The sequence below is a fragment of the Thauera carbonicopians genome (genome assembly GCF_025699485.1).
Lineage (GTDB): Bacteria > Pseudomonadota > Gammaproteobacteria > Burkholderiales > Rhodocyclaceae > Thauera.
In genome coordinates, this window is the sequence record NZ_JANUXN010000001.1 from 239,286 (window position 1) to 262,910 (window position 23,625).

Below are 23,625 nucleotides of genomic sequence, written 5' to 3' on the forward strand. Positions count from 1 at the left end.
GAGACCACGGCCGCCACGGCGCTCGGTGGTGCACTCCTCAGTGGCGTGACTCGAGGGGCACGAAGGGCTGGTCGTCGGGGCCGACGTAGTTGGCGCTCGGACGGATGATCTTGTTGTCGATGCGCTGCTCGATGATGTGCGCCGCCCAGCCGCTGGTGCGGGCGATGACGAACAGCGGGGTGAACATCGCCGTCGGCACGCCCATCATGTGGTAGCTGACCGCGCTGAACCAGTCGAGGTTGGGGAACATCTGCTTCACTTCCCACATCACCTGTTCCAGGCGCTCGGCGATGTCGTACATCTTGGTCGAGCCGGCTTCATCCGACAGACGCTTGGCGACACCCTTGATGACCACGTTGCGTGGATCGCTGACGGTGTAGACCGGGTGGCCGAAGCCGATCACGACTTCCTTGTCGTCGACGCGGCGGCGGATGTCGGCCGCGGCCTCGTCCGGATTGTCGTAGCGCTTCTGGATCTCGAACGCCACCTCGTTGGCGCCGCCGTGCTTGGGACCGCGCAGCGCACCGATGGCGCCGGCGATCGCCGAATACATGTCGCTGCCGGTGCCGGCGATGACGCGGGCGGTGAAGGTCGAGGCGTTGAACTCGTGCTCGGCGTACAGGTTCAGCGAGGTGTGCATCGCGCGCACCCAGCTTGCCGGCGGCGTCTCGCCGTGCAGCAGGTGCAGGAAGTGAGCACCGATCGAGTCGTCGTCGGTCTCGACTTCGATGCGCTGGCCCTTGGTCGACCAGTGATACCAGTACAGCAGCATCGAGCCGAGCGAAGCCAGCAGGCGGTCGGCGATGTCGCGTGCACCCGGGGTGTTGTGATCGTCCTTCTCCGGCAGCACACAGCCGAGCGCCGACACACCGGTACGCATCACGTCCATCGGATGGGCCGAGGCGGGCAGGCGCTCGAGCGCTTCCTTGACACTGGCGGGCAGGCCGCGCATCGCCTTCAGTTTCGCCTTGTAGGCGCGCAGCTCGGCCTTGGTCGGCAGCTTGCCATGCACCAGCAGGTGGGCGACTTCCTCGAATTCGCATTGTTCAGCGAGGTCGAGGATGTCGTAGCCGCGGTAGTGCAGGTCGTTGCCGCTTCTGCCGACGGTGCATAAGGCGGTGTTGCCGGCAGTGACGCCGGACAGGGCGACCGACTTCTTCGCCTTCGGCGCGGTCTCGGTGGTAGCGGTGCTCATGCAGGTCTCCTTCGATGGAAAGGCACGGGCGGGAGGGCCGCCGGTGTCGATGGAGCGCACTATACGCAGCGAGAAAATTACGTAAATGACTGAAAAGGCGAGGTTTTGCGAAGCGATACGAGTGAATTTGCAAAACCTGCGAAGGTCTTGGCCGGTCACTGCCGTGACTGGAGGCGTTCACGAGGCGAAGGGTGTGGTTCGACGATGATTTGCAAAAATACGCAGTAAAAAAGTAATATAAGCTATTGATTTTGTGTATTTTTGTGAATTTATCAGGCCTGGTTTGCGAATTTTGCGAATCAATGGAGCCTTGTTATCGGAGCCAGCATGAAAAAGACCTTCATGGGCGCGCGTCTGCGCCGGCTGCGCGAAGAGCGCGGACTGACCCAGGTGGCGCTGGCGCGGGCGCTGGAGATTTCGCCCAGCTACTTGAATCAGATCGAACAGAACCAGCGCCCGCTCACGGTGCAGGTGCTGCTGAAGATCAGCGCTGCACTGGACGTGGATGTGCAGCGCTTTTCCGATGACGACGAGGCTCGGCTGATCACCGATCTGCGCGAAGTGCTCGGCAGCGGCGCGCTCGGCGCGATGCTGGACGAACCGGTGTCGCTGGCCGACATCCGCGAGCTGGCCGCCGGCATGCCTGCCATAGGCCGCGCCCTGATCGCACTCGACCGGCGCTGCCGGGAGGCCGAGGAGCGTGTCGATGCGCTTGCCACCCGCCTGGGTGAGGATCGCGGCGCGGTCGCCGGTGCGCCGCCGATGCCGTACGAGGAAGTGCGCGATTTCTTCTACGCCCGGCACAACCACGTTGCCGAACTGGATGATTTCGCCGAGCGCTTGTTCGATGCCTGGTCGCTGCAGCCGGGCGACGTCGCAGCCGGGCTGGCGGCACGGCTGGCGAATGTGCATGGCGTGCGCGTGGTGCGCGACGACGCCGGCTTTGGCGAAGAGGACCACGAGGACGGCCCGTTGCGTGCGTTCGATCCGGTGGCGCGCGTGCTGAGCCTGTCGCCGCTGCTCGAACCCGGCCAGCAGGCTTTCCAGATGGCGACCCAGCTCGCTTTTCTGGAGGCGGGGGAGGACATCGACCGCATCGCCGCCGAGGCGCCGTTCCGCAGCGACGAGGCCAGGGTGCTGGCGCGCATCGGCCTGGCCAACTACTTCGCCGGCGCACTGGTGCTGCCCTACGGCCGCTTCCTGGCCGCGGCGGAGAAGCTGCGCTACGACATCGACCGCCTCGGCCGGCGCTTCGGCGTCGGCTTCGAGACCGTCTGCCACCGCCTGTCAACGCTGCAGCGGCCGGATGCGCGCGGCGTGCCTTTCTTCTTCGTGCGGGTGGATCGCGCCGGCAACATCTCCAAGCGCCAGTCGGCGACCGATTTCCACTTCTCCCGCGTCGGCGGCACCTGTCCGCTTTGGAACGTCTACGAAGCCTTCGCGCGGCCGGGCCACATCCTGACCCAGCTCGCCGCGATGCCCGATGGCCGCACTTATTTGTGGATCGCGCGCTGCGTATCGCACAGCCGCGGCGGCTACGGCGTGCCGGAAAAGAGCTTCGCCATCGGCCTGGGCTGCGATCTGCGCCACGCCTCGCGCCTGGTCTACGCCAAGGGGCTCAAGCTCGACGACCCCGAGGCGCCGACGCCGATCGGCGCCGGCTGCAAGGTGTGCGAACGCCCCTCCTGTCCGCAGCGGGCCTTTCCGCCGGTGGGCGGCGGCCTGGCGATCGACGAGAACCGAAGCCGCTTCGAGCCTTATGCCGCGGTGGCACGCAGCGGCGTGCGCAGGGCACAGCTGCGCGGATAGTGGAACTTGTTTGTGGCCGGACGCCGCGTGCGCATCTATTATTCCGCTTACAGAAAAACAGAAAGGGAGTGAGCCATGTTGGTCCAGCCCCACCCGGAATCCCAGCCCGGCCCCGGTAGAGTTCGCCGGGGGTCTCGGCTAGAATCCGCCTCACGTCAGGGAGAGCCCATGCTGCAAAGCGGAGACACAGCCCCCCCGTTTTCCTTGCCCGATGCGGACATGGAAGCCTTCGATCTCGCATCCTTGCAGGGCAAGCATCATGTGGTCCTTTATTTCTATCCTCGCGACCGGACGCCGGGCTGCACGCTGCAGGCGGCCGATTTCAGCGATCACGAGGACGATTTTGCCCGCCACGGCTGCGTCGTGGTCGGCGTGAGTCCCGACGATTGCCTGACGCACGCCGACTTCCGCGACGAGGAGGGCCTGTCGATCCGGCTGCTGTCGGATGCCGACAAGGAGGTCTGTCGCCTGTACGGTGTGTGGCAGCAGAAGGAAGTCGATGGCGTCAAGAAGATGGGCGTGCGGCGCTCGACCTTCATCATCGACAAACGGGGCGTGATCCGCCATGCGCTCTATGATGTAGCACCCCGTGGCCATGCGGCCGCGGTTTTTGAACTGGTCAAGAAACTGGAAGCCGACAATGCAGAATGAAATCGTGAAAAATAGCGTCGTGACGCTCAACTACACCGTCCGCGACACGGACGGCGCCGTCATCGACGATGGCCAGCACCCGCTGGTGTATCTGCACGGCGGATACGACGGCATCTTCCCGGTGCTGGAAGAAACCCTGCACGGCAAGAAGGTCGGTGAAAGCTTCCAGGTCAAGCTGCAACCGGAAGACGCCTTCGGCGACTACGACGAGGAACTGATCCTGGTCGAGGACGCCAAGCTGTTCCCGGACAACATCGAAGTCGGCATGAGCTTCGAGCGCACCTCCGACGACGGCGAGGACGACGTCATCTACCGCATCACCGACGTCGCCGACGGCAAGGTCGTGGTCGACGGCAACCATCCGCTGGCCGGTGTCGCGCTGGTGTTCGAGGTCACCGTCGCCGAAGTGCGCGCCGCCACTGCCGAGGAAATCTCCCACGGCCACGTCCATGGCGCGGGCGGACATCACCACTGATCGTGCCCAGGCCGCGCAAGCGGCCTTTTTTCAGCCTCTTTTCTGTTGCGCTCCGGGGCTGCCGCAGCTCCGGACATAGCCGGACCACGCCAGCAATGAACCTTTCCGCGCCAGCCGCGGCTTCTTCCGGCGGTGCCGTTCCGCTCCTGTCCGTCTCCGGGCTCGCCGTCGCCATCGATCGCGGTGGCGCCGTCGCGGCGCGGCCGGTCGACGGCGTGGATCTGGCGATCGCCGCAGGCGAGACCTTCGCGCTGCTCGGCGAGTCGGGCTGCGGCAAATCGATGACCGCGCTCGCGCTGACGCGGCTGCTGCCCGACGGCGGCCGCATCGAGCGCGGCGAGATCCGCCTGGGCGGCGAAGACCTGCTGCGTCTGCCGGAGTCGGCGATGCGCAGTGTGCGCGGCGGGCGCATCGGCATGATCTTCCAGGAGCCCTCGACCAGCCTGAATCCGGTGATGACGGTCGGCGCCCAGATCGCCGAGGCGCTGGCGCAGCATGGGGTGAACGGCGCGCGGGCCGAAGCGGAAGCCTGTCGCCTGCTCGAGGCGGTCGGCATCCCCGATCCGGCACGGCGGCTGCGCGACTTTCCATTCCAGTTCTCGGGCGGCATGAAGCAGCGCGTGATGATCGCGATGGCGCTCGCCGGGCAGCCGCAACTGCTGATCGCCGACGAGCCGACGACGGCGCTCGACGTCACGATCCAGGCCCAGGTGCTGGACCTGCTGGTGAAGATCCAGGCCGAGCGCGGCATGGGCATGCTGCTGATCACGCACGATCTCGGCGTGGTGGCGCGCATGGCCCATCGGGTTGGCGTGATGTACGCGGGCGAACTGATCGAGACCGGGCCGCGTGAAGCCTTCTTCCACGCACCGCTGCATCCGTACTCGCGCAAGCTGTTCGCCGCATTGCCGGGCGCGGCGAAGCGGGGCGCGCCACTGGATGCGCCCAGCGGTGCCGTACCGACGCTGGACCGGGATTTTCCGGGCTGCCGCTTTGCCGAACGCTGCGCGCTGGCCTTCGATCGCTGCGACGACGAGTCGCCGGCCTGGCACCGCATCGGCGAGCAGGCGGTGCGCTGCCATCTGTACGAAGGCGTGGCCGTGCCGCATCACCGGCGTGGCGGCGCGCAGCCGGAGGCCGCGCCATGGCGGGCGCGCCCGGCTGCGCCGGTGCTGGAAGTGCATGATCTCAGCGTCCATTTCCCGGTGCGCAAAGGCCTGCTGCGGCGTACGGTCGGGCATGTCCGCGCGGTCGATGGCGTCAGCCTGAGCCTCGCGCCCGGACGCACGCTGGCGCTGGTCGGCGAATCGGGCTGCGGCAAGACCACGGTCGGCAAGGCGGCGCTGAAGCTGATCGAGCCGACCGCCGGCGAGCTTTTCCTCGGCGGCGAGAACATCACCGCGCACCGCGGCGAAGCGCTGAGGGCCATGCGCCGGGTGGTGCAGATGGTGTTCCAGGATCCGTTCGCCTCGCTCAATCCGCGCATGCGCGTCGGCGACATCATCGAGGAAGGCATGGTCAGCCTCGGCGTCGAAGCCGACCCGAACGCCCGCCGCGCACGCGTCGATGAACTGCTCGAACGCGTCGGCCTGTCGGCCGACATGCGCTGGCGCTATCCCCACGAGTTTTCCGGCGGCCAGCGCCAGCGCATCGCGGTGGCCCGCGCGCTCGCGGTATCCCCTGAGGTGATCATCTGCGACGAGCCGACCAGCGCGCTCGACGTCTCGGTGCAGGCGCAACTGCTGAACCTGATGCGCGAGCTGCAGGCCGAGCGCGGCCTGGCCTACCTGTTCATCACCCACAACCTCGCGGTGGTCGAATACCTGGCCGACGACGTGGCGGTGATGTACCTGGGCCGCATCGTCGAGCAGGGGCCGGCCGACAAGGTGCTGCGCGCGCCGGCCCATCCCTATACGCGGGCCTTGCTCGCCGCGGTGCCGAGGATCGGCGAGGAATACAGGGAAATGAGCGGCAAGGGTGGCGATGCTGCGCCGCTTGCGAGCGACCTGCCTTCGCCGCTGAACCCGCCGGCGGGCTGCCACTTCCATCCGCGCTGCCCGCACGCGACCGAGGTCTGCCGCATCAGCTACCCGCCGGAGACCGAGTTCGGCCAGGGCCACCGTTTCCGCTGCCACTGGCCGCGCCTGGGGGATTGAGCGGGGCAGGCTGGCGGCGAGATGGGGCGGGCCGCGTAGCTAGCGCAGCAAAACCCAACATCGCTGCGCTCCTTCTCGAGGTGGCGGATTTCGCCTTCGGCATCTACCGATGCGGTCCGCCCCATCCACGCCTAGTTCCTGGCGGGCGTTTGGGCTTTGGCGGCGGGTTTGCTTGCCTGCTTCGACGCTGCCGGCTTGGCGGTGGTCTTCCCGGTGCTCTTCGCCTTGCTGGTTTGGGGCGCCTTTTTCGCAGCAGGCTTCGAGGCTTTCTTGGGGGCCGCTTTCGGTGCGGCCTTCTTTGCGCCCGGCTTCGCCGGGGCCGCGGCCTTTTTCGAGCCGCCTGTCGTCGTTCGCACGGCGGCAGGCGCCTTGAGCCCGCCTCCCGAACCGCCGATCTTCAAGCCCTGCTGGCGTGCCGCTGCAGCGGCGAAGGGCAGCATGCTGCTGACCTGCAAGGCACCGTCCGGGTCGATGCCGCTGGGCACCAGCAGGGTGTGTCCTGCACTCACGGCATTGCCGGAGAGACCGTTGATCTGGCGCAGCTCGGTCACGCTCAGATCGTGCCGGGCGGCGATCTGCTCCAGCCGTTCGCCCTTTTCGACGGTGTGCAGACTCCAGCCCTTGCCGCTGCGCTTCAATTCGTCCAGCCCTTCGCGCAATTGGCGCGCACGGTCGGTGGGGACGATGAAGGCCTGGCCCGGCATCGTCGTCACCGGGCGGTTGAAACCGGGATTCAGCGCGAGGAATTCGTCGAGCGGCATGCCCGACAGCGTCGCCGCGGTGGCGAGGTCGACGCCGATCGGCGCATCGACCGAAACGAAGTGCATCTCGTTGGCGACGTAGGGCAGTTCGAAATGGAACAGCTCCGGCTCGGAAACGATGTTCTTGATCGCCTGCAGCTTGGGCACGTAGTTGCGCGTTTCGTCCGGCATGCGCAGATGGCTGTATTCCAGCGGCAGGCCTTCCTCGGCATTGCGCTTCAGCGCGCGCTGCACCGAGCCTTCGCCCCAGTTGTAGGAGGCCAGCGCCAGATGCCAGTCGCCGTGCATCTCGTAGATGTACTGCAGGTAGTCGAGCGCGGCATTGGTCGAGGCGATGACGTCGCGCCGCTCGTCTACCCAGTTGTCCTGGGTCAGGTTGTACTGCTTGCCGGTGGACGGGATGAACTGCCACAGGCCGGACGCGTGGGCACGGGAATAGGCGAGCGGGTTGTAGCTGCTCTCGACCATCGGCAGCAACGCCAGTTCGGTGGGCATGCCGCGGCGTTCGAGTTCGTCGACGATGTAGTACAGGTAGCGGCCGCCGCGCGAGAACACCTGCTTCAGGAAGCCCGGCCGGTTCAGGTAGAAGGCCTGCTGGTCGCCGACGCGCTCGCTGTCGAGGTCGGGCATGCCGAAGCCACGGCGGATGCGGTCCCAGATATCGTTGGCGTCGCGGGTCAGGTCGAGCGTGAGCACGCGCTCGGGCACGGCGATTTCGTCGATTTCGAGCGGAGCGGGCGCCGCCTGCTGGGCAAGCGCAGGCCTGCCGATGGCGAGCAGCCCGATGCAGGCAAGACTGGCAAGGAAAATGGAGAAGCGGGCGGCGAACTGTCTGGGCATGATCGTGCGACTGCCTTGTGCCGCGGACGATGGAGCCCGCAAGTCTATCGACCGGCGGGACGGGGCGTCAATTTCAGAACGTATCCTTCCAGGCGCGCAGTGTGGCCAGGCATTCGATGGCGTCGGCAGGCCGCACGCCGGAATGGCCGGCAAGCACGTCGCGGATCTGCGCCTGGTCGCTGCGCAGGAAGGGGTTGATCGCCTTTTCCAGCCCGATGGTGCTCGGCAGTGTGGGCCGGTTCGCAGCCCGTAGCGCCTGGCAGCGCTCGGCGTAGGCGTCGCGTTCGGGGTTGTGCGGTTCGGCTGCACGTGCGAAAGCGAGGTTGGACAAGGTGTATTCGTGCGTGCAGTACACCAGGGTATCGTCGGGCAGGGCGGCGAACTTGGCCAGTGCGTCCGCCAGTTGCCGTGCATTGCCTTCGAACAGGCGGCCGCAGCCGGCCGAAAACAGCGTGTCGCCACAGAACAGCGCGCGGGGCGGCGTGCCCCGGCTGACGTAGGCGATGTGGCCGGCAGTGTGGGCAGGGACGTCGAGCACGTCGAAGTCGAGATCCAGCGCATCGATGCGCACCGTGTCGCCTTCGGCCACGGCATGATCGACGCCGTCGATGCGTTCGTTGAATGGGCCATGCACCGGCACCGGTGCGTGGGACAGCAGCGCGCCCAGGCCGCCGACGTGGTCGGCGTGGTGGTGGGTGACGAGGATGGCGGCGAGCTGCAGCCCTTCGCGCGACAGGTAGTCCAGCACCGGTGCGGCATCGCCGGGATCGACCACGACTGCGTGGCGGCCGTCGCGGATCAGCCAGATGTAGTTATCGCGGAAGGCGGGAAGAGGGATAATGTCCATCCGCGAATTGTGGAAGCCTGATCGCCGATGTCAATGCCCGATCTCTCCGCGTGGCTGGAAACGCCGCCGGGGCAGTACCTGCTCGAATGGGAGCGAGCCGTGCTGGAGCGCATGGTGGCGGACATCTTCGGCTACAGGGCGGTGCAGATCGGCCTGCCCGGCCTGGATCTGCTGTCGGCCAATCGCATGCCTTTCCGCTTCGCCTGCGCCCGTACGGGGCCGGCGGCGGTGCTGGCGAACGAGTTCGAGCTGCCTTTCGCCAGCGCGAGCATCGATCTGGTGCTGATGCCGCACGTGCTGGAGTTTTCCGCCGATCCACACCAGGTGCTGCGCGAGGTGGAGCGTGTGCTGGTGCCGGAAGGCAGCGTGGTGCTGAGCGGGCTGAATCCGTTCAGCCTGTGGGGTCTGCGCCGGCTGGCGGCGCGTAGGGACGGCGTGTTGCCGTGGCGGGGCCAGTACCGGTCGGTGATGCGCATCAAGGACTGGCTGAAGCTGCTCGGCTTCGAGGTGCTGGCGGTCGAATCCGGCTGCCATGTGCCGGCGCTGAGCAGTGCGCCATGGTTCGAACGCCTGCGCTGGATGGATCGCGCCGGCGCGCGCTGGTGGCCGTTGCTGGGCGGGGTTTATCTGATGCATGGGGTGAAGCGGGTGCAGGGCATGCGCCTGATCATGCCGAAGTGGCGCGAACGCAAGGCCGCCGCGAAACGAATTCCCGCCGTTGCCCAGCGCAACGGCGGCACGAGGAAAACGACATAGATGGAAGAAGTGGATATCTACACCGACGGCGCCTGCAGCGGCAATCCGGGGCCCGGCGGCTGGGGTGCGATCCTGAGATCGGGCGCGCACGAGAAGGAAATCTGGGGCGGCGAGCCGGTGACGACCAACAACCGCATGGAACTGCTCGCCGTGATCCGTGCGCTCGAAACGCTGAAGCGGCCGGTGAGTGCCCGGGTGCATACCGACAGCCAGTACGTGCAGAAAGGCATTTCCGAGTGGATCCACGGCTGGAAGGCGCGCGGCTGGAAGACGGCCTCGAAGGAACCGGTCAAGAACGCCGACCTGTGGCGCGCGCTGGACGACGCGCAGGCAAAGCATCAGGTGAAATGGCTGTGGGTGAAGGGCCATGCCGGCCATGTGGAGAACGAGCGCGCGGATGCGCTGGCCCGCCGCGGCGTGGATGAGGTGCGCAAGACCGGCGCCACGGTCGAACCCTGAGACGAAGGAAAGGAAAGAACATGCGACAGATCGTGCTCGATACCGAAACCACCGGCCTGGACTGGCGCAACGGTGATCGTGTGATCGAAATCGGCTGCGTCGAGCTGCTGAACCGCAGCCTCACCGGCCGCCATTTCCACGTCTACCTGAACCCGGAGCGCGGCATCGACGCCGAAGCGGTGGCGGTGCACGGCATCACCGAGGAGTTCCTCGCCGACAAGCCGAAATTCGCCGACGTTGCCGCCGATTTCGAGGATTTCGTCCGCGATGCCGAGCTGGTCATCCACAACGCCAGCTTCGACGTCGGTTTCCTCGACAACGAATTGAGCCTGCTCGGGCGCGACAAGCTCAAGCGCTTGTGCGCCGGCGTCATCGACACACTGAAGCTCGCCAAGGAACAGAATCCGGGCAAGAAGGCTTCGCTCGACGCCTTGTGCGATCGCTACGAGATCGACAACGGCCACCGTGAGCTGCACGGCGCGCTGCTGGACGCGGAATTGCTGGCCGAAGTCTACCTGGCGATGACCCGCGGCCAGGAAAGCCTGATCATGGCGCTCGACGACGAGCCCGCGATGCACGCGGCCGATGCCGGCGGCGTGCCGAGGGCGCGCGTGGCGGTGAAGGTGCTGCGGGCTTCCGGCGAGGAACTGCAGGCGCACGACAGCGTGCTGGCCGACATCGCCAAGGCCAACAAGGGCTTGTGCCTGTGGCTGCCGCCCGAGGAGCCGGCGGCAGCCTGAGGCAGGGCGCCGGGCTTACAGCCGCAGGCTGCCGCCCGGTACGCTGCCCGACTGTTCCAGGCGGGTGATCGTCGACCCGAGGTCGAGGCCGGTGGCAGTCTTCAGCAGGCGGGCGCGCTCGCGCAGTTCGGCCAGCGGGCGTTCGATCGCTTCGCCGTCGGCGGCGAAGGCGACGACGTTGCCGCTGTCGCAGGAAGGAAAGGCGACGACGCGGTCGTCGAAGGCTTTTTGCAGGCGCTCGAGACTGGCCTTGTAACCGCGCGAGCGGCCGAACAGGTTGACCGCCATCAGGCCCCGGCCGGACAGGCGCGAGCGCACTGCCTGGTAGAAGGGCAGGGTGTCCAGCGGACCGGCGCGGGCGTTGCGGTCGAAGCCGTCGACCAGGATGTAGTCCCAGCTCTCGTCCTTTTCCAGCACGTATTGCGCGCCGCAGCCGAGGTGGATCGAGAAGCGCGCATCCTCGGCCGGCAGCTTGAAGAACTGGCGCGCGGCGGCAACCACCGCAGGGGCGATCTCGACCACCCTGATCCGCGCCTGCGGACAGTGGTGATGGACGAACTTCGCCAGCGAGGCCGCGCCGAGACCGATGATCAGCACCTTCTTCGGCCACTGGCCGGCGTCTTCTGCAAGGCCGTCGCGTAGCAGCAGGCCGGCCATCATCTCGCGGGTGTAGGCCAGCTCCAGTGCATTGGGCTTGCGGATTCGCATCGCGCCCTGCACCCAGTCCGAGCCGAAGTGCAGGTAGCGCACGCCGGCTTGTTCGGAAATGTCGATCGGTGTGTTCATGGTCCGCTCAGGAAGCCAGGCGCTTCAGCGCGTACAGGCGCTCGAGCGCTTCGCGCGGCGTCAGCGCATCGGGGTCGAGCGCAGCGAGTTCGGTCAGCACCGGGTGCGACAGCGGTTCGGCTTCCGGCTCGGGCAGCGAGGCGAAGAGATCGGCCTGCGGTCCGGCGTGGATCTCGCGGTTCTCCAGCGTACGCAGGCGGCGGCGGGCGTCGCGGATCACCGGCGCCGGGATGCCGGCCAGCGCGGCGACCTCGATCCCGTAGCTCTGGCTCGCCGGGCCTTCCTCCAGTGCGTGCAGGAAGACGATGCGGTGGCCGTGCTCGACGGCGTCGAGGTGTACGTTGGCACACTCGGGGTAGTCGGTATTGAGCCGGGTCAGCTCGAAGTAGTGGGTGGCGAACAGCGTCAGGCTGCGGTTCTTTTCCAGCAACTGGCGGGCGATCGCGGCGGCCAGCGCGAGGCCGTCGAAAGTCGAGGTGCCGCGGCCGATCTCGTCCATCAGCACCAGGCTGTGTTCGGTGGCGCCATGCAGGATGGCGGCGGCTTCGGTCATCTCGACCATGAAGGTCGAACGCCCCGAGGCGAGGTCGTCCGAGGCGCCGATGCGGGTGAAGATCGCATCCAGCGGGCCGAGTTCGGCGACGTCCGCCGGCACGAAGCTGCCGATGTGGGCGAGCAGACAGATCAGCGCCACCTGGCGCATGAAGGTCGATTTACCGCCCATGTTGGGGCCGGTGATCATCAGCATGCGGCGGGTGGCCGCCAGGCGCGCGTCGTTGCGGATGAAGTTCTCGACCTGGCGCTCGACCACCGGATGGCGGCCGCCGGCGATGTCCACGCCGGGCGTGTCGCGGAAACGCGGACGGACGTAGCCGTAGCGCAGCGCGGCTTCGGCGAAGGCAGCGAGGCCGTCCAGCAGTGCCAGCGCGCGGGCGATGCGCTGCAGGACCGGGATGTGGCCGGCCAGGGTGTCGAGGATCGCCTCGTACAGCAGCTTCTCGCGCGCCAGGGCGCGCTCCTGCGCCGACAAGGCCTTGTCCTCGAAAGCCTTCAGCTCGGGCGTGATGTAGCGCTCGGCGTTCTTCAGCGTCTGGCGGCGGCGGTAGTCGTCCGGCACCTTTTCGCTGTTGGCGCGGCTGACTTCGATGTAGAAGCCATGCACGCGGTTGAACTCCACCTTCAGGTTGGGGATGCCGCTGCGTTCGCGCTCGCGCGCTTCGAGCGCCAGCAGGAATTCGCCGCAGTTGCTCTGGATGTCGCGCAGTTCGTCCAGCTCGGCATCGTAGCCGGCGGCGATCACGCCGCCGTCGCGCACCATCGCGGCAGGTTCGGCGGCGATCGCGCGTTGCAGCAGCTCGAGCGCGTCGGGGGCGATTTCCAGCGCATCGCGGATCTCGCACAGCAGCGGCGTGCCGCAGCCGTGCAGCGCGGCGCCCAGCTCCGGCAGCCGGGCCAGGCTTTCGCGCAGTGCCGACAGGTCGCGCGGCCTGGCGCTGCGCAGCGCGATGCGGGCGGTGATGCGATCGACGTCGGCCACGCCGCGCAGCGCGGCGCGCACGGCGGCGGTGTTGCGTCCGCTGCGATCGTCATCGCGGCTGGAGGGCTCGTCGCCGAGGCCGGTGGAAAACCCTTCCACCAGCTCCGCCACCGCGGCCTGGCGTGTGGCCGGCACGGTACGGTCGCGCAGCGGGTGGTGCAGGGCGTGGCGCAGCCAGCGCGAGCCCATGCTGGTGACGCAGGTGTCGAGCAGCGACAGCAGCGTCGGTGAGGCTTCGCCGCGCAAGGTCTCGGTCAGTTCCAGGTTGCGCCGGGTGGCGGCGTCCAGCCGCAGGTATTCGGATTCGCGCTCGACGGTGAGGCCGGTGACGTGGGCAAGCGTCTGGCGTTGGGTGGCCTGGGCGTAGTCGTACAGCGCCGCCGCCGCGCCGAGCGCCACCGGCAGCTCTTCGACGCCGAAGCCGACCAGGTCGCGGGTGCCGAAATGCGTGGTCAGCAGCCGGGTGCCGGTCTCGGCGTCGAACTGCCAGTCGGCCAGCCGCCGCAGCGCCGGCGCCAGGGTGTCGAGCAGGGGCAGCGACAGGCCGTCCGGAATCAGCACTTCGGCCGGGCGCAGGCGCTCGAACTGCGCCTGCAGGGTCTCGGACGGGCACTGCATCAGGCGGAAGTCGCCGTTGGCGAGGTTCAGCCAGGCCAGGCCGAGCACGCCCCGGTGCAGGTTGGCCGCCAGCAGCAATGCATCACGGCGGTCGTCGAGCAGCGCGGCGTCGGTCAGCGTGCCGGGGGTGACGATGCGGCTGACGGCGCGCTCCATCGGCCCCTTGGTGGCACCGGGTTCGCCGACCTGCTCGGCAATGACCACCGCCTCGCCGAGCTTGACCAGCCGCGCCAGGTATTGCTCGACGGCGTGGAAGGGTACGCCCGCCATCTTGATCGGTTGGCCATTGGACTGTCCTCGCGTGGTCAGCGTGATGTCGAGCAGGCGCGCCGCCTTTTCCGCATCGTCGAAGAACAGCTCGTAGAAATCGCCCATGCGGTAGAACAGCAAGGTGTCGGGGTGTTGCTGCTTTATGCGGATGTACTGCTGCATAAGTGGCGTATGGTCTTGCCCTTCCTTGTCAGGCTTGGTTATACCCTTGTTATTCAATGACATAGAAGGTTGATCGGTCATGATTGAGCGGTTGTGTTGTGTCTCGGTGTCGCAGGTTGTGTCGTTTTCTTTTGCCATTCTTTTGCCACGAAACCGCAAGTCCCTGAAATGGGCTGGATTTGGCAAAAGTCCAAGAAATCGGCCTTTGAGGGTTCCTGTGTCATGGCAAATGAAAAGCGGGTTTATTATGCGGGTGTCGTGGAGTTAGAAGGGGAGTGTGGCGTGGGGAAGCCAGACGGCCAGCAGCGGGGTCAACGCTATCACTTGACCCAGAACCAGTTGCGGAAACTGACTCCCTTCGAGAAGCCGGCCATTGACGTGGCGACGGGGCGAACCCGGTTAGTCGAACATGACGGCACGCCCTATCGGTTTCTCCTGGCGATCGCCGGGGACGCAACACCAGGGCAGAGGGGCCTGTCTGGCTTTGGGGTGCGGGTCGGCAAGACCAAGAACACCTATGAAGTCCAGACCGGGACGGGCGTGGGTACCCAGACCAAGCGCGAGACCTTGGGGACTGTCCTTGAACTGACGATGGAAGAAGCGCTGGCCAAGGCCCTGGCCAGCCGCAAGTCGGTGCGGGTCGATGGAGAGACCCCTAAAAAGAAGGAGCGCCGACATAAGGAAGCCCAGGCAAGACGATCGATCACGGTCCGGGCCTGCTTGGCACGCTATATCGCGCACCTGCATTCCAACATGACCAATGGAACGATCAAGCCCAGTAGCGTCGAGGCGGTGCGGGCCAGCCTGCGCCGGATCGAACGGAAGGAGGTGGGCTTGGCCGACAAGGAAGTGCGGAAACTGGTGGATAATCTGAAAGAGGGCACGATCCAGACCCACCCCATGATCGAGGCGTGGAACGCCTGCCGGGTGGCTTGTATGGATCGCTCCAACCTGTTCAATGACGACCAGAAGAAGGTCTTGAAGGCGGCTGGGGAGTGGTGGAAGTTGTCGGCCTCGCAGATAGAAGCCTTGGGGTTCAAGGGGCGCCATATTCAGCGCGCCTTGTCGGCTGGACTGGCCGCGACCGAACACACCTTCGGCGATATCCACCGGGCAATCCGGATGGTCATCGAGGAAGAGGCAGATACCGCGGCGCTTGAGCGGCGCGAGCCCGAGTTGAAAGTCGATCCGACCAAGATCCTGTTCAAGGAAGGGTATTTCCGCGACCACACCCAGTTGCGCGCCCACTACCGTAAGGCCAGGGTGCGCAATCCGTTGGGCGAGGCCGAGGACGACCAGTCCTTGCAGCGCACCATGAAGGCGCTGATCCAACGCCGGGAGGCGTTCACCGATCCCAGCCAGCGCGTGGGCGTGGACTATCTGTTCATCGTCATGTTGTGGGGCCTGCGCCGCAATGAAGGTGCGGTGCTGCGCTGGTACCAGGACTGCACGGAAACGCAGTTGGTGCATGAGGAAGTGTCCTGGGTCTGGTTGGCACCGACGCCAGAGGACAAGAACCCCACCACCGGACGGCGCGGCTCCCAAGCCTTCCTCCACGACACCAAGACCGGTGTCGTCCAATACATTCCGATTGCCTACTTTGCCGAGCGGATTTTGCGGTGGCGCTGGGACGATCGCCTGGACACGCTGGAGAACTATGACGAGCGCTTGGCCAAGGCCAAGGCGCAACTGGCGGACGCCAAGAAGCGCACGATCGACGAAGTGAAGTTGGCCCTGTACCGCAAAGCCATCGAGCGCGAGGAAGCCCGTCGACGCAACGCCATCTGGGTCTTTCCCGCCCGATCGACCAAGGCGAAGGACGGGCATTACAAGGACAGCAAATCGCTGTTGAAGAACCTGCGGATCGAGACCGGGCGGCTGGACCTGGCCAACGATATCGACGTGAACCTGACGGCCCACGACTTCCGGCGCACCATGGGCCGGTTCGCGTCCAAGCACCTGTCGGGGCGTATGTCGTCCGAACTGATCCGGCACTTCCGCGCCAAGGGCAAGGATGGCGACGACCAGATGGAAGACAACACGGCCCGGTATTACAGCGACCAGGAATGGTCCGACGTGCGAGCCGCCATGGCGACGGTGGAGGACGCTATGATCCGGACAAGTCCCCGGGTCTGGAACCGCTTGCGCGGGCCTGACCGCCCGGAGAAGGACGAGGCGAACGATCCGCCTGTTGTTCTGGCGTGGACCCATCGATCGCAGGGGGAGAGCGAAGAAGAATGACCACCATTCCGGTTGCTCGGAGTGTCGAGGCGCTTGACGCGGATATTGCGTCGCGCAACGCCAAACTCGATGACGAAATCCAACGCGCCAAGGCGGGAACCTTGGCGCAGTTGTCCCAGCCCGCGGCACTGCGGTTCCTGGGGATTTCTCGCAGCACCCTGTACCGCATGATCCAGGCCGGCGACGGGCCGCCCCACGTCAAACGCCCAGGATCCAGCCGATCGCAGAACGAACGTCTCTACTTTCCGTTCAACGACCTGAAAACCTGGCAGGACGCGCGAACGCACTTCGATAGTCCGGAAGTACGTGAGCAACACCGGGAAGAAGCCAAGCGCAATGCACTACGCGCTGAACTTGCCGAAATGGAAGCCCGTGCTGCCTCACTGCGCAAGGCGCTCCGCGAGAGTGGCGATCGCCGGATCATGGCCTTCGATAGCCTGGCGTCCGCCGCTGAACCCCATCCCTGGATCTTCGATGGCGAGCGCCTGTTGGGCCACGCCCTTGTTGTATCCGACGACGACTTGGAAGACGGCGAACTGGTCTGGTTGGCGCTGGACGAGGCTCTGCTGGAGGACTGGGTCGACCTGGAACGCCATGAGCATTTCACCGCCGCCTATGTGGCCGCATTGAACCAGTCGATCCAGCGCGCCGAAAGCCACCACAAACGCCTACGGCTGATGGCCGAGGTGGGTAAACACACTAACGATCGCGCTGTTCGGCGCGACCTCTGATCTACGAGACCACCATGGCGGAAACCACCATTCACCACATCCTCGACGAACTCGCCGAGGCCGCAACGGACCACCGGGACAAGGGCGGCAAGTTCGAGCGCCTGATCAAGGCGTACCTGACCACCGATCCCCTGTACGTCTCGCGCTTCTCCGACGTGTGGCTGTGGACCGAATGGCCAGACCGCGGTGGCAAGGGTGATACCGGTATTGACCTGGTGGCCAAGGAACGCGACACCGGGGCGCTGGTGGCGATCCAGTGCAAGTTCTATACGCCGACCTACTACCTGCAGAAGGGCGATATCGACTCGTTCTTTACCGCGTCGGGCAAGGCACCGTTCGCCTCGCGCCTGATCGTCTCCACGACCGACAAGTGGAGCAAGCACGCCGAAGACGCGCTGGAAGCCCAGCAGATCCCCTGTGCGCGCTTGCGCGTCCAGGATCTGGAAGACAGCGCGGTCGACTGGTCGAAGTTCTCGCTGGCCAAGCCCGACCATGTCGTGCTGCGCAACAAGAAGAAGCCGTTCAAGCACCAGCAGGCCGCGCTCAAGGCCGTGGCCAAGGGCTTTGCCGAGCATGAGCGCGGCAAGTTGATCATGGCCTGCGGGACGGGCAAGACCTTTACCAGCCTGAAAATCGTGGAGCAGGAAACGCCCAGCAATGGCCTGGTGCTGTTCCTGGTGCCCTCTATTTCCTTGCTGTCCCAGACGCTCAAAGAGTGGACGGCCCAGGCCACGGACGAGATCCGCGCGTTCGCCGTGTGTTCCGACACCAAGGTGGGCAAGCACTCCGAAGATATCGCCGTCCACGACCTGGCGTTCCCGGCCACCACCGACGCCAAGCGCCTGGGGTTGGCGATGGCCGCACGCCCCAAAGGTGATACGCGCCGCACCGTCATCTTCTCCACCTACCAGTCGATCGACGTCATCTCACAGGCCCAGAAGAAGCATGGGGTAGGGGAGTTCGACCTGATCGTCTGCGACGAAGCGCACCGCACCACGGGCGTGACCTTGGCGGACGACGACGAAAGCGCGTTCGTCCGGGTCCACAAGCCCGAGTTCCTGGCAGCCAAGCACCGGCTGTACATGACGGCCACACCCAAGATCTACGCCGACGAGTCCAAGACCAAGGCCGACGAGGCCGGCGCCGAAATCGCCTCGATGGATAACGAGGCCTTGTTCGGTCCCGAGTTCCACCGGTTGGGGTTCGGCGAGGCCGTTTCCCAGGGCTTGCTGGCCGACTACAAGGTGATGGTGCTCGCGGTGGACGAGAAGTCCGTGTCCAAGACCTTCCAGTCCCAGTTGGCCGACGAGAACAAGGAACTGAACCTTGACGACGTGGTCAAGATCGTTGGGTGCTGGAACGGCTTGTCCAAGCGGCTTCAAGCCACCGAGGGCGACAACACCGCAACGCTGGATCCCCATCCCATGCGACGGGCCGTGGCCTTTGCGAGGGATATCAAGTCATCCAAGCACCTGGCCAAGTTGTTCCCCGAAGTGGTCGACCAGTACATCGACGGCCAGGAAGAAGACCTGTTGCGGTGCGAAGTCGAACATGTCGACGGCACCTACAACGTCCTGCTGCGCAACCAGAAACTGGACTGGTTGAAAGAGGACGCCGAAGGCAACACCTGCCGGATCCTGTCCAACGCTCGCTGCCTGTCCGAAGGTGTGGACGTGCCGGCGCTCGACGCCGTGCTGTTCCTCAATCCGCGCGACAGTGTCGTGGACGTGGTCCAGTCGGTGGGCCGCGTCATGCGCCGCGCCGAAGGCAAGAAGTACGGCTACATCATCCTGCCCATCGGCGTGCCCGCGGACCTCACGCCCGAAGAGGCGTTGAAGGACAACAAGAAGTACAAGGTGGTCTGGCAGGTGCTGCAAGCCCTGCGTGCCCACGACGATCGGTTCAACGCCCTGATTAACAAGATCGACCTGAACAAGGATCCGGGCGCGGGCAAGATCAATGTCATTGGCGTGGGCGGGAAGAAGCCTGGCACCGAAGGCAAGGACGGCAAGGAAGGGCAAGCCGGCCAGCAGATCGGGTTCGCCTTCCCGCACTTGGACGAGTGGCGCAACGCCATCTTTGCCAAGATCGTCCAGAAGGTCGGCACCAGGAAGTACCTGGAACAGTGGGCGGGCAAGGTCGCCGATATCGCCCAGCGCCATATCGACCGGATCACGCTCTTGTTGGCCGACCCCGAGAGCAAGGCCAGCAAGGCGTTTGCCCGGTTCCTCAAAGGTCTGCACAAGAACATCAATCCGTCGATCACCAAGGACGACGCGATTGAAATGCTGGCCCAACACCTGATCACCAAGCCCGTATTCGAGGCGTTGTTCGAGAACTACAAGTTCTCCCAGAACAACCCCGTGTCCATTTCCATGGACAAGGTCTTGAAGGTGCTGGAAGACCAGGCGCTCGACAAGGAAACCGAGAGCCTGGACAAGTTCTACAACGACGTGAGGCTGCGTGTGGAAGGCGTGGACAACGCCGAGGGCAAGCAGAAGGTCATTACAGAACTGTATGACAAGTTCTTTGCCATCGCCTTCAAGAAAATGGCCGATCGATTGGGGATCGTCTACACCCCCGTGCCCGTGGTGGACTTCATCATCAAGTCCGCCGACGAAGCCTTGCGCGCAGAGTTCGGCCAGGGGCTGGCCGACGAGGGTGTGCATATCCTCGACCCGTTCACCGGTACCGGCACCTTCCTGGTGCGCCTGCTGCAGTCGGGCCTGATCCCGCCCGAGGACGCCAAGCGCAAGTTCCAGCGGGAGTTGCACGCCAACGAAATCGTGCTGCTCGCGTACTACATCGCCGCGATCAATATCGAAGAGGCTTACCATGGCTTGACGGGCGGCGATTACACCCCGTTCGACGGCATTGTGCTGACCGACACCTTCCAGTTGGGCGAAGAGGAAGGGCAGTTCGAGGAAGTCTTTCCCGAGAACGACAAGCGCGCCAAGCGCCAGAAGAAGACCGAGATCCGTGTGATCATCGGCAACCCGCCGTATGCCGGCGCCCAGGACTCGGCCAACGACAGCAACGCCAACTTGAAGTACGACAAGTTGGACGGCGATATCCGCTCGACCTACGCCGAGCATTCCACGGCCACCAACAAGTCCAGCCTGTACAACTCCTATATCCGGGCCTTCCGCTGGGCGTCGAACCGGATCAAGGACAACGGGATCGTCTGCTTCGTCTCCAACGGCTTCTACATCGACGGCAAAGCGGCCGACGGTATGCGCAAGAGCCTGACCGACGAGTTCCAGTCGATCTACGTGTTCAACCTGCGGGGCGATCAGATCAATACGTCGGGTGAAGTGTCCAGGGCCGAAGGCGGCAAGATCTTTGGAGGTGGCTCGCGGTCATCGATCGCCATCACCCTGCTGGTAAAGAACAGCAAGAATGCCAAGCAACCCTGCCAGATCCACTACCACGATATTGGTTCCTACCTGTCGCGCGAACAGAAACTCGACATCATCCAGCAGTTCGGTGGGATCGGTTCAATCCCCTGGCAGTCGATTACGCCGAACCCCGAGCATGACTGGATCAACCAGCGGGATCCGGCCTATGACCACTTCATTCCGATGGGCGAGAAGGGCGCTGGATCCAAGTCAGTCTTTTCGTCCTACTCGCGCGGCCTAGAAACCAGTCGCGACGCCTGGGCTTACAACTTCTCCCGAGCAAAGCTGGAGAAGAACGTGAAGGCCATGATCAAGTTCTACAACGAACAGATGGACGCATTCTGGGCGACTAATCCTGCCAAGCCGAAAGAACAGATTGAAGCTTTTGTCGCGAAGGACCCGCAAAAAATCAGTTGGTCGCGCGGGCTCAAAGCGGACGTGGTACGCAAGAAGAAAATCAAGTTCGACCCCGCTTGCGTGCGGGTGGCCATGTATCGCCCCTTCGTGAAGACCTGGGCTTACGTCAACAAGGATTTCTGCGAATACACCAACAAGTTGCCGCGGTACTTCCCGACGGACGCCGCCAAGAACCTGGTGATTTCGACTACGGAGATTGGATCGACCAAGGCGTTCACGCCGTTGATGGCGGCGGTGGTTCCGGATCTCCACCTTCAACACGCGTCGCCCTGGTTCCCCCTGCATGACTATGGCGACTGCACCGATGGCATGTTCGCCGGCCACTCGTCTGGGTTGGATAGTCGTGTCGTCGCAGAGTTCAAGAAGGTCTACGGGGATATCTCTGACGAGGATCTGTTCTTCTATATCTACGGCGTCCTGCATAGCCCCGAATACACCACTCGCTTTGCGTCCGACCTGAAGAAAATGCTGCCCCGCATTCCGCTGGCCCAGGACTTCCAAGCATTCGCCAAGGCAGGCCGTTCGCTCGCAGACCTGCATGTCGGCTACGAGCAAGCCAATCCCTATCCGCTGGGCCAGACCACCGGACAGTTGGGCCTGGACCCGAAAGCCGATCACCGCGTGGCGAAAATGCGGTTCGGCAAGAAGGGGAAGGAGGCCGATCGCTCCGCGATCATCGTCAACAACCAGATCACGTTGACCGGTATTCCAGAAGAGGCCTACGGCTACCAGGTTAATGGCAAGTCGGCGATCGAGTGGCTGTTGGAGTGCTACCAGATGGACACCGACAAGGCGTCCGGGATCGTCAACGACCCCAACGATTGGTCAACCGATCCGTCCTACATCGTCGACCTGATCAAGCGGATCGTCACCGTGTCGGTGGAAACCCGGAAGATCGTTGAGGCGTTGCCGGCGCTGAACGAGCGGAAGTAGGGCTGGGAAAGCGGAGCGGGCTACGTCGCAGTAGCCCGCCCATTCCTTGTATCAGACACCGATTTCCAGGCGTTCAAGATCCGCGATTACTTCTTCCAGCGGCTTGTCGGACTTGCTCAAAATGACAATACGTTTGGCGATTTCTGTGCGGTCCTGGTTGAGCAGGGTGGACATGGTTTTGGCCAAGTTGAACAAGTTCTGTCGAACTTCCAATGGCTGGTCCGAGTCGTCTCCTTCCGTGTGTAGAAGATACCCAATGACCGCTGCGGCGTAGGGATCTGCTTCAATGGAGGTGTCGAGTTCAGCGTCATCGAAATCGTCTTCGTCCTCCTGGTCATGTTCATCGCATTCATCGAGACCATTTGCAGGATAGTCTTGCCATTCTTCCATCACATAGAGCTGCAGGGCGTGCTGGGCTGCGTCAGCGAATGTATCGGCTTCGCTACTCAAGTACCCCTGGCATGTATCCAGTGAAGTGTTTCGTTCCTCGCCAAGTTTCTTGGCGAGCCTTCCAATATCGCGATCCCACACCCTGCGGGCATAGCGTTTCATCATGCCGTTGAGCATTTGGGCCGTGGCCACAGCGCGTTCGTCGCCGTTCTCGTACATCGACCAATACAGCGCTGTCCAGCGGTCAGCAACACCAGAAGCGGCAATATGTCCGAAGAAGCCCATGTAGCCTGCGGCTGTCTCGTAGTGCTGGTCCAGGATAGCCGTGATCAAGCCTGCGGCGGGTTGTGTGGGCGGGCTTTGGGGATTGAGCGCCATGACCAGGGTGGCGAACCTCGCAAAGGAGTCCGACTCCACCGCCATCTTCCACATGGGTTCGGACCAATCCAGCAGGTCCAATCCCAGAACGCTTTTGGCGTAAGGCACCAACTCCCGGTTGTCCCGCATGAAGAACGCCAAGATCCGCGCGGGATCGTTGTGCCAACACCCTTGCAATGCTTGAACAAGGGGAAGCAGAGGTGCGCGATCTTGGTGCTGGTCGTACACGAACTTCAACAGTTGCGTTTCGGGGTGAGGTTCGGCACCTTCCAGCGCCGCCATGTTCACGGCGTCCAACATTGATCCTGTCTGGCCGGCCTGGTGGCTTTGCTCGCTGGGATACGCGCCCCATTTGCTCTTGATGATCATGTCGATCGGGAGGTTGGGCTGACTGGCCATCTGCTGGCCTTGGCCGTGGAAATACCCGATGGAGTCTGGCCTTCCTTTTTCCTTCGCCAGGGCCTCAAGTCCTTTTTGCCAGAGCGAGGGGGCGAACGTGCACACCACGCCATTCAACTTCTGGGCGGCGAAGTAAGGAATACCATCGCCCCCTTGGGCCAGCGTCAGGTAGTCCTTGTGCCAGTCCTTCGTCAGGCCTTCGGCGACTTCCTCGCCGTGGACCTGCAAAGCCCACAAGGCCATGCTGTACTGCTTGTTCTTGATTGCCTGCCTATACGCGGCCAACGGGTCCTCCGAAACCGGGTGACCAACCAAGGAGAGCACCATCATCTTCGCGAAGGAGTCTTCCTCGATGGCGTGTTGCTTCATGCCAGGGGGCCAGCCGTCGAGCAGATCCAGGGCAAGCAACTCTTCGGCTTGGTCGACGAGGGCAGGATTGTCCCGGTAGAAGAACGCAAGGATCCGTTCGGGTCCCGCCGACCAGGCCGTCAGCAACTTGAGGATGAGGGGGTATAACTCGGCCCTGGGAGTGTCCCTCAAGACGGCGGCTACCATGGCCATCTGGGGTGTGATTTCCAGCCCTTCCAGGGCTGCCATATTGATCGCAATCCGCTCTTCTGCCACGCGGTTCCCCTGTCCACGATGGGCCTGATGGCCCGGTTCCTGCCTTATAACC

The 23,625-nt window shown here is 64.4% G+C and carries 16 protein-coding genes; 10 read left to right on the plus strand and 6 right to left on the minus strand.

Annotated elements, in window-relative coordinates; genetic code table 11:
• Positions 1 to 37: 37 nt before the first annotated feature.
• Positions 38 to 1,195: a bifunctional 2-methylcitrate synthase/citrate synthase gene (prpC, locus tag NX068_RS01140; protein ID WP_263459450.1), complete on the minus strand. Its 1,158-nt coding sequence runs from the start codon at positions 1,193 to 1,195 to the stop codon at positions 38 to 40.
• 327 nt (positions 1,196 to 1,522) lie between these two features.
• On the opposite strand from prpC, the gene NX068_RS01145 reads away from it, so the two are divergent.
• The 4 genes from NX068_RS01145 to NX068_RS01160 all read left to right on the plus strand — a co-directional run bounded on the left by NX068_RS01145 (position 1,523) and on the right by NX068_RS01160 (position 6,286).
• Positions 1,523 to 3,004: a short-chain fatty acyl-CoA regulator family protein gene (locus NX068_RS01145; RefSeq protein WP_263459451.1), complete on the plus strand. Its 1,482-nt coding sequence runs from the start codon at positions 1,523 to 1,525 to the stop codon at positions 3,002 to 3,004.
• Between the two features lie 168 nt (positions 3,005 to 3,172).
• Positions 3,173 to 3,655: a peroxiredoxin gene (locus tag NX068_RS01150; RefSeq protein WP_263459724.1), complete on the plus strand. Its 483-nt coding sequence runs from the start codon at positions 3,173 to 3,175 to the stop codon at positions 3,653 to 3,655.
• Positions 3,645 to 4,130, plus strand: a complete 486-nt coding sequence (locus NX068_RS01155) for an FKBP-type peptidyl-prolyl cis-trans isomerase (RefSeq protein WP_263459452.1) — start codon at positions 3,645 to 3,647, stop codon at positions 4,128 to 4,130. The genes NX068_RS01150 and NX068_RS01155 overlap by 11 nt, the downstream gene beginning before the upstream one ends.
• A gap of 95 nt (positions 4,131 to 4,225) precedes the next feature.
• Positions 4,226 to 6,286, plus strand: coding sequence for an ABC transporter ATP-binding protein (locus NX068_RS01160; RefSeq protein ID WP_263459453.1), 2,061 nt, complete (start codon positions 4,226 to 4,228; stop codon positions 6,284 to 6,286).
• A 131-nt stretch (positions 6,287 to 6,417) separates the two neighbouring features.
• On the opposite strand, the gene NX068_RS01165 is transcribed toward NX068_RS01160, so the two are convergent.
• Both NX068_RS01165 and gloB read right to left on the minus strand, forming a co-directional pair.
• Complete coding sequence (locus tag NX068_RS01165) at positions 6,418 to 7,887, minus strand: transglycosylase SLT domain-containing protein (RefSeq protein ID WP_263459454.1); 1,470 nt, start codon at positions 7,885 to 7,887, stop codon at positions 6,418 to 6,420.
• A gap of 73 nt (positions 7,888 to 7,960) precedes the next feature.
• Positions 7,961 to 8,734: a hydroxyacylglutathione hydrolase gene (gloB, locus tag NX068_RS01170; RefSeq protein WP_263459455.1), complete on the minus strand. Its 774-nt coding sequence runs from the start codon at positions 8,732 to 8,734 to the stop codon at positions 7,961 to 7,963.
• 27 nt (positions 8,735 to 8,761) lie between these two features.
• Here gloB and NX068_RS01175 point away from each other — a divergent pair, with 27 nt between their 5' ends.
• The 3 genes from NX068_RS01175 to dnaQ are packed head-to-tail and all read left to right on the plus strand — an operon-like array spanning position 8,762 to position 10,689.
• The gene (locus NX068_RS01175) at positions 8,762 to 9,490 is read left to right on the plus strand and encodes a class I SAM-dependent methyltransferase (RefSeq protein WP_263459456.1); all 729 of its coding nucleotides are present in this window, start codon (positions 8,762 to 8,764) and stop codon (positions 9,488 to 9,490) included.
• Positions 9,491 to 9,949 (plus strand): ribonuclease HI, encoded by a 459-nt coding sequence (gene rnhA / locus NX068_RS01180; RefSeq protein ID WP_263459457.1) that lies wholly within the window; start codon positions 9,491 to 9,493, stop codon positions 9,947 to 9,949. It begins immediately after the preceding gene.
• 20 nt (positions 9,950 to 9,969) lie between these two features.
• A complete protein-coding gene (gene dnaQ, locus NX068_RS01185; protein WP_263459458.1) occupies positions 9,970 to 10,689 on the plus strand; it encodes a DNA polymerase III subunit epsilon in 720 nt (239 codons plus the stop codon).
• A gap of 15 nt (positions 10,690 to 10,704) precedes the next feature.
• Here dnaQ and NX068_RS01190 read toward each other — a convergent pair whose 3' ends face one another.
• Positions 10,705 to 11,475 carry a spermine/spermidine synthase domain-containing protein gene (locus NX068_RS01190; RefSeq protein WP_263459459.1) on the minus strand — a complete coding sequence of 257 codons (771 nt, stop codon included), beginning with the start codon at positions 11,473 to 11,475 and terminating at the stop codon, positions 10,705 to 10,707.
• Positions 11,476 to 11,482: 7 nt separating this feature from the next.
• Positions 11,483 to 14,062, minus strand: coding sequence for a DNA mismatch repair protein MutS (gene mutS, locus NX068_RS01195; protein ID WP_263459460.1), 2,580 nt, complete (start codon positions 14,060 to 14,062; stop codon positions 11,483 to 11,485).
• Between the two features lie 324 nt (positions 14,063 to 14,386).
• On the opposite strand from mutS, the gene NX068_RS01200 reads away from it, so the two are divergent.
• The 3 genes from NX068_RS01200 to NX068_RS01210 are packed head-to-tail and all read left to right on the plus strand — an operon-like array spanning position 14,387 to position 21,782.
• Complete coding sequence (locus NX068_RS01200; RefSeq protein ID WP_263459461.1) at positions 14,387 to 16,303, plus strand: hypothetical protein; 1,917 nt, start codon at positions 14,387 to 14,389, stop codon at positions 16,301 to 16,303.
• Positions 16,300 to 17,034, plus strand: a complete 735-nt coding sequence (locus NX068_RS01205; RefSeq protein WP_263459462.1) for a helix-turn-helix transcriptional regulator — start codon at positions 16,300 to 16,302, stop codon at positions 17,032 to 17,034. The genes NX068_RS01200 and NX068_RS01205 overlap by 4 nt, the downstream gene beginning before the upstream one ends.
• 14 nt (positions 17,035 to 17,048) lie before the next feature.
• Positions 17,049 to 21,782 carry a DEAD/DEAH box helicase gene (locus NX068_RS01210; protein ID WP_263459463.1) on the plus strand — a complete coding sequence of 1,578 codons (4,734 nt, stop codon included), beginning with the start codon at positions 17,049 to 17,051 and terminating at the stop codon, positions 21,780 to 21,782.
• A gap of 51 nt (positions 21,783 to 21,833) precedes the next feature.
• Here the strand turns inward: NX068_RS01210 and NX068_RS01215 are convergent, their stop codons facing one another.
• On the minus strand, positions 21,834 to 23,573 hold the full coding sequence (locus tag NX068_RS01215) for a hypothetical protein (RefSeq protein ID WP_263459464.1): 1,740 nt from the start codon (positions 23,571 to 23,573) through the stop codon (positions 21,834 to 21,836).
• Between the last annotated feature and the right edge of the window lie 52 nt (positions 23,574 to 23,625).

Excerpts from the sequence above, each read along its gene's own strand:
- prpC (WP_263459450.1), bottom strand. The coding sequence starts at position 1,195 with ATGAGCACCGCTACCACCGAGACCGCGCCGAAGGCGAAGAAGTCGGTC.
- NX068_RS01145 (WP_263459451.1), top strand. The coding sequence starts at position 1,523 with ATGAAAAAGACCTTCATGGGCGCGCGTCTGCGCCGGCTGCGCGAAGAG.
- NX068_RS01150 (WP_263459724.1), top strand. The coding sequence starts at position 3,173 with ATGCTGCAAAGCGGAGACACAGCCCCCCCGTTTTCCTTGCCCGATGCG.
- NX068_RS01155 (WP_263459452.1), top strand. The coding sequence starts at position 3,645 with ATGCAGAATGAAATCGTGAAAAATAGCGTCGTGACGCTCAACTACACC.
- NX068_RS01160 (WP_263459453.1), top strand. The coding sequence starts at position 4,226 with ATGAACCTTTCCGCGCCAGCCGCGGCTTCTTCCGGCGGTGCCGTTCCG.
- NX068_RS01165 (WP_263459454.1), bottom strand. The coding sequence starts at position 7,887 with ATGCCCAGACAGTTCGCCGCCCGCTTCTCCATTTTCCTTGCCAGTCTT.
- gloB (WP_263459455.1), bottom strand. The coding sequence starts at position 8,734 with ATGGACATTATCCCTCTTCCCGCCTTCCGCGATAACTACATCTGGCTG.
- NX068_RS01175 (WP_263459456.1), top strand. The coding sequence starts at position 8,762 with ATGTCAATGCCCGATCTCTCCGCGTGGCTGGAAACGCCGCCGGGGCAG.
- rnhA (WP_263459457.1), top strand. The coding sequence starts at position 9,491 with ATGGAAGAAGTGGATATCTACACCGACGGCGCCTGCAGCGGCAATCCG.
- dnaQ (WP_263459458.1), top strand. The coding sequence starts at position 9,970 with ATGCGACAGATCGTGCTCGATACCGAAACCACCGGCCTGGACTGGCGC.
- NX068_RS01190 (WP_263459459.1), bottom strand. The coding sequence starts at position 11,475 with ATGAACACACCGATCGACATTTCCGAACAAGCCGGCGTGCGCTACCTG.
- mutS (WP_263459460.1), bottom strand. The coding sequence starts at position 14,062 with ATGCAGCAGTACATCCGCATAAAGCAGCAACACCCCGACACCTTGCTG.
- NX068_RS01205 (WP_263459462.1), top strand. The coding sequence starts at position 16,300 with ATGACCACCATTCCGGTTGCTCGGAGTGTCGAGGCGCTTGACGCGGAT.
- NX068_RS01210 (WP_263459463.1), top strand. The coding sequence starts at position 17,049 with ATGGCGGAAACCACCATTCACCACATCCTCGACGAACTCGCCGAGGCC.